We start from the raw sequence: 5,105 nt of genomic DNA, 5'->3' as shown, positions 1-5,105 counted from the left end.
GTACTCGTCCACCGTTTCCGGAAACAGCATCTGCTGCTTCCGGTCTACACCCGCTTTGTATGCCACGCGCGCTCCCCGAGACTGGCCTGTGCTCGCTGACAACTTACACGATCCACGCGAGTTCTGACACAGTCTGGGGAGGCCCGCGCCGTATCTTGCCCGTACGAAGAGCTTTGGCGCCGACCGAAGGACCTTGCCGGCAGAACCGAGAGGCTGGATTTCCGGCGTGCCGCATGCCCCTCGGCCATCGGAGAGAAGGTCCTTCGGTCGCGCGCATGTCCTGGTGTGACTTCTGGTTGCACGTGGTGCGCTCCCTCAGGATGACTGGCTGGTGGCTTGGGTCAGGGAGGTTGGGCAACGCCCTTTGCGAGAAGCGCCGCGCTGAGCCTGGCCCAGGACGCGGCAAGGGCGCCCACCGAAGGATCCCGCCGGCAGAACCGCGGCGCCGACTACATCCCATGATTCAGTTCCGACCCAGCCGCGTCCGGCTGACCAGTGGACACAAAAGCGGAGGCGCGGAGAGAAAGTCTCCGCGCCTCCGCGTGCGTCTGGCTAGGATGGGATCAGGCGATGGGCGAGCGGCCGCGGGCCTTGGCTTCGTACAGGCGGCGGTCGGCTTCGCGGATCAGGCACTCCGGCGTCTCGTGCTCCGGGCCGTACATCGCGATCCCGGCGCTGATCCCCACCGCGCCGTCCAGCCGGCGGCGCAGGCGCTCCGCCAGGGCGTGGGCGCCCTCCATGGTGCTGCCGGGCAGGATCACCAGAAACTCGTCGCCGCCGTGGCGCACCAGCACGTCGCTGCCGCGGGCCTCGGCGCGCAGGGCGGCGGCCACGGCGCACAGCATCTGGTCGCCCGCCTCGTGGCCGCGGGTGTCGTTCACTTCCTTGAAGCCGTCCAGGTCCAGCGCCATCACCACCAGCGGCTCCCCACGGCGCGCGGCGGACCAGGCGTGCGCCATCACCACCTCCATGTGGCGGCGGTTGCCCAGCCCCGTAAGCGGATCGGTAAGGGAGAGCGAGCGGACGCTGTCGATCAGGCGCACGCGGCGCAGGGCCATCTCCGCCTGCAGGGCCAGCGCGCGCAGCACGTCCCAGTCCTCCGGCTCAAAGATGCGCTCTTCGCGGCGCTCGGTAAGCACCAGCGCGCCGTCGGCGGCCACGGGCACGTGGGCCAGCAGCGCCGTGGACGGATCGCCAAAGAGCGGCGCCACGCACTCGGCGCCACCGCCGCGGCGGGCGTCTTCGGACAGGATCAGGCCGGGGGTGAGAAAGCGGTCGTCCCAGAGAATGCAGGGGCGGTACTCGCGGGGATCGGCGCCGATGCCGGCGGGGGCGCGCAGCAGGCCGCGGGCGGCGTCGCGCACCAGGGCCAGCGCCGTGTGCGCGCCCACGATGCGCAGCGCGTGCGTGGCCAGCGCGCGCCACACCGCGTCCTCGCTTTCCGCCTCGTTCAGCTCCTCGAAGTAGACGATCAGCTGGTCGGGAAGGCGCTGCCGCTTTTCGGTGCGCAGCTTTTCGCGCAGAAAAACGGAGGCGCCCACGGCCGCGCGGTCCATCAGGTCGGGGCTTTCGCTTCCCTGCGGCACCGTGCCGGCCACGGCGCCCGTCACCAGCACGCCCTCGCCGTCGGGACCGTCCAGCAGCAGCACCAGGCTTTCGCCGCGCTGGCACTGCTCGGGAAGCCCGTCGCGCATCTCCATGGCTTCCGGGGGCGTGTTGCGCCGCGCCGCGCGCCGGGCAGGAAGCTCGCCGCCCGAAATCCATCCCGTCGGCCGCGCCAGCACCAGGCGCAACCGCCGGTCATCCGCTCGCCGCACCATCATGAATGACCCTCGGTAGAAACGAAAAGCCGGGGAGAAATCCGTATACACAGCCTTTCACCCGACCCGTATCTTCAAGAAACCAAAAGAGTTAAACAAGATACACCTGTTTCCCATTCCGGTCAATCTGCGTCCCCTCCGGGTGACATCCGTGCTCCGGATCCATAAACAGCGGACAGCACGATCACGGTCCTGCCGAGGAAGGCGCCCGCCACGCCCACGTGGAGTCATACCATCTCCCGGATTTCGATGTGCAGTGAAGGGAACGATTTTCACGCGGAGGCGCGGAGAAGACAGAAGAGGCGCGGAGGGAACCACCCAGACGCCTCCGCGCCTCATCCGTTCCTCCGCGGCTCCGCGTGATGCTTTTCCGTTGTTCCTCTGATTGCACAACGAACCGAGAGGAAATGTATCAACGCGCCAAACCGTGCGCCGACTGAAGAATCTCTTTCGGGAACGGGCGGGGCTGGCACGCGAGGGCCGGTCGTAGCCGACGGGATGGTGGGCCCATCCGGCAGATTCTTCGGTCGGCGCACGGGCAATGGTGCACCTGGACAGGACCGGGAAGGCGCCTCCTCAGAATGGCAGCGATCCGCCCGGTAGGGCTGATTCGTTCTCCGGATCCGGCGTGCGGCCCTCTCGACACGGGATGTTCCACGGCCGCCGCCACGCAAATCCTGTTGGGATACAAAAAGGTGCGGGGAGACCGAAACTTCCGGCCCCCCCGCGGGGGTCCCCCCAGACCCCAATCTCCATCCGCTATGTCTACACCGGCTCGGGCTCCCGCTCCGGCGCCAGCTTGTTCAGGTTTTCCTCCACCCGGCCCAGCTCGGGCGCAAAGCCCAGGGCGCGGTACACGTCACGTGCGGCCTCCAGGTAGCCGCGGCCTTCCTCGGGACGGGCGCAGGCAAGGTGCAGCTGGCCGTACCCGTGCAGGATCGCCGCTTCCGTCTTGCGGGGCAGGGCGCGCTCGTGGCACACCCGCAGCGCCTGCTCGTAGAACACGAACCCTTCCTCGTCGCAGCGGTCGCGGGCAATGCTGCCCAGCAGGTTGTACACGTCGATCAGGTCCGGCACCAGCCGGTGCACGATCGCCACCTCTTCCGCCCGCCGCGCCTCGTCCTCTGCCTCCAGCAGCCGGGCCTGCCCGCGCAGCGCCTCGCCCAGGTTCACCCGCATGGTGAGCTCCCAGTGGCCCTCCGCGTCCGCCAGCGCCTCGCGAAACACCGCCTCGGCGGCCGCGCTGTCGCCGTGCTCCAGCAGCAGCAGCCCGCGGTTGTTCAGCAGGTACATCGGCGCGTCGGGCGCGCCCGACTGCTCCATGCGCTCGTGGGCCCGGTCCAGCAGCCGCTCCGACTCGGCCAGGTCGCCCTCCGCCATGGAGAGCGCGCTCAGGTTTACGTACAGCGGCCACTCCACCGCCGGCTGGTCCAGCCCCGCCGCCAGCTGCAGCCCCTGCTCCCACCACGTCCGGGCCTGCTCGCGCTCGCCCCGGTCGTGGCAAACGTTGCCCAGCCCCTGGCAGGCGATCACCTGCCCTTCGGCGTCCAGCGCGCCCGCCGCCAGCTGCAGGCTCTGCTCGTACCAGCCCCAGGCCTCTTCCAGCCGCCCGGCCGTCCGGGCGGTGCGGGCCAGGCGCCGCAGCGCCAGCACGTGCATCTCCTTTTCGCGCAGGTCCCGCGAAATGCCCAGCGCCATGCGGTAGATGCGGTCCGCCTTGTCCAGCCGCCGCGCCGTTTCTTCCATCTCGCCGGCCTGCACCAGCATCTGCGCCGCCGTGGCGGGGTTGCCGGCCTGCTGCTCGCGGATGGCGCCCAGCACCAGGTCAAACATCTCGCGAAGCCGCTGCTGGCTGCGGTCCAGCCGCACCCGCACCATCTCTTCCACCCGCGCCGGGTCCACCACGCGCTTGCCCACGGTGGCGTAGGCACCCGACCGCGCCCAGAGCTTGTCCGAGTCTACCCGCGAGGCGCCGATCAGGGCGTCGCTCAGCGGAAGAAAATCCTCGTAGTCGGGCACCAGGGCCAGTGCGCGCTCCACCAGCAGGTGGGACGGGACGGGCTTGCTCACGGCGGAGTGCAAGAGCGCGCCGCGATCAGCCGCCGGCCAGGACGACCTTGCCGCCGTAGGTGCTGAAGTGCGGCGTGGTGCCGCTGAGCACCGTACCCAGCCAGTTCACGCTGCCGCCCAGCGACGTCCACGCGCCGTTCTCCCAGCGCGCCACCTCGATGGGGCTGCCCAGCAGCAGCACGCCCGTGAGCGGAAAGCTCAGCGTGACCGGCGTGTTGAACTGCGTGCCGTGCGGCCCGAACTCCGCGATCAGCCGCTTGCCCAGCACGTTGTCGGTGGGCAGGTCGATGGTGACGGTGGTGTTCTGCGACAGCGCCCCTGCGGGGATGTCGACGCGAAACCCGTTCAGCTCCACAAAGCCGCCCTGGCTGGCGACGATGTACTTTTCCGCGTGGCGGGTGCCCGACAGGTTGGGCAGACCCACAAACTGCAGGATGCCGTTCAGGTTGATGGTGCCGCCCAGCACGCTGGTGAACTGGGCGGGCGTGGCAAGCGTGGGCTGCGAAACGTCGGAACACCCGGCCAGCGCCAACAGCGCGGCAACGGCCAGGGCAAGCGTGCGACGAACGTTCACGGAACGGGCTCCTGGGGGGAGTTGGCAACGGCCGCATGCGGCGTCTGGCAGAACGCCGGATCAGCTTTGCGTTCTCCCCGTAGCAGGTGCCATGCCGACCTGGCATTGATGGAATTGGCGTAAGTACTGGATTTTTACTAACCGCCCGCCGGAGGGATTCCCCGTTTTCGTGATTGCTGCACCTTTTTGGTGAATCCTTCAGGTGCAAGGGGACGACGCGGAGGAGAGTAGGGCAAGGCAATCAGCGGGTGATGTTCGTTGGCGATCACCCGACACGGTGCAGCCCGCCTGCGGGAGGCGAATGATGGCTATGGAGAATCTGATCCGGTACACGTGCCGTCCGCCTGCAGGAGCGAATCAATCCGCCGCTACAACGTCGCGAAGTCCACCTGCGTGGCTCGGCGGCCCGACCGTAGGCGGCATCCCAGACACCTGCGCGTCCGCAACCAGGCAGATCGAGGGGGTGATACCAAATCCGGAAAAAGAGTTTTCATTCAGTGGAGCGTTGAGGGCCACCAGTGATAGAAGGTGAGCCCTCGCAGGAAGTCCTGCATCTCCGTCATCTGACAGCAGCGCTGGGCCAGCACGCTTTCGAGTTCCTGGATGGACTCGAACCACCGGTTCGCCAGCGGCTCGTTGCT

General features: G+C 68.4%; 3 protein-coding genes. All 3 read right to left on the bottom strand.

Annotation, left to right across the window (positions count from 1 at the left end; all coding sequences use genetic code 11):
- Positions 1-563 precede the first annotated feature (563 nt).
- Positions 564-1,823, bottom strand: a complete 1,260-nt coding sequence (locus ACOJUJ_RS10085; protein ID WP_420126740.1) for a diguanylate cyclase domain-containing protein — start codon at positions 1,821-1,823, stop codon at positions 564-566.
- Positions 1,824-2,585: 762 nt separating this feature from the next.
- Positions 2,586-3,890 (bottom strand): tetratricopeptide repeat protein, encoded by a 1,305-nt coding sequence (locus ACOJUJ_RS10080; RefSeq protein ID WP_420126739.1) that lies wholly within the window; start codon positions 3,888-3,890, stop codon positions 2,586-2,588.
- Positions 3,891-3,915: 25 nt separating this feature from the next.
- The gene (locus ACOJUJ_RS10075; protein WP_420126738.1) at positions 3,916-4,464 is read right to left on the bottom strand and encodes a hypothetical protein; all 549 of its coding nucleotides are present in this window, start codon (positions 4,462-4,464) and stop codon (positions 3,916-3,918) included.
- Positions 4,465-5,105 lie beyond the last annotated feature (641 nt).

Source organism: Longimicrobium sp. (genome assembly GCF_048594345.1).
GTDB lineage: Bacteria > Gemmatimonadota > Gemmatimonadetes > Longimicrobiales > Longimicrobiaceae > Longimicrobium.
The sequence above is the reverse complement of the archived record's forward strand: the minus strand, read 5'-3'. Positions and strand labels throughout refer to the sequence as shown.

Excerpts from the sequence above, each read along its gene's own strand:
- ACOJUJ_RS10085 (WP_420126740.1), bottom strand. The coding sequence starts at position 1,823 with ATGATGGTGCGGCGAGCGGATGACCGGCGGTTGCGCCTGGTGCTGGCG.